This is a genomic window from Vibrio sp. 970, assembly GCF_033339075.1.
This window is the reverse complement of the sequence record NZ_JAWOTW010000784.1, coordinates 1-524: the sequence shown is the minus strand read 5'-3', so window position 1 is coordinate 524 and position 524 is coordinate 1. Positions and strand designations below refer to the sequence as shown.

Here is a 524-nt window from a genome sequence, read left to right as displayed (position 1 = left end):
CTGAAATCTACGACTTAGCAAAGCAAAATGATCCACAATTGCTCAGTGTAGCAGCACAGCGTGACCGAGCTTTTGAAGCAATCACCTCTAGCCGTAGTGCTCTATTACCGCAAATCAACCTAACTGCGGGTTACAACCTAACTCGTGGCGACACCGACTACGACGATAGCGCTTTAGGCAAATCATCAAACGATCAAGACGCCTTAACCGCTGGTGTTAGCTTTTCTCAAACACTTTATAACCGTGCATCTTGGATTTCTCTAGACACAGCAGAGAAAAGCGCTCGTCAAGCAGACGCTACTTACGCAGCAACCCAACAAGGTTTGATCCTTCGTGTCTCTCAAGCGTACTTCGAAGTATTGCGCGCTCAAGACAACCTAGTATTTGTTCGTGCAGAAAAAGCAGCCGTTGGTCGCCAACTAGAACAAACAAAACAACGCTTTGAAGTTGGTTTGTCGGCAATTACTGACGTTCACGACGCACAAGCTCAGTACGATGCAGTACTAGCGGATGAAGTGTTGGCA

At 46.9% G+C, this 524-nt stretch carries 1 protein-coding gene; it reads left to right on the top strand.

What is annotated here, in order from left to right; genetic code table 11:
• Positions 1-524 (top strand): TolC family protein (locus tag R7Q11_RS29165; protein WP_225467343.1); only part of this gene is annotated, 524 nt, incomplete at both ends.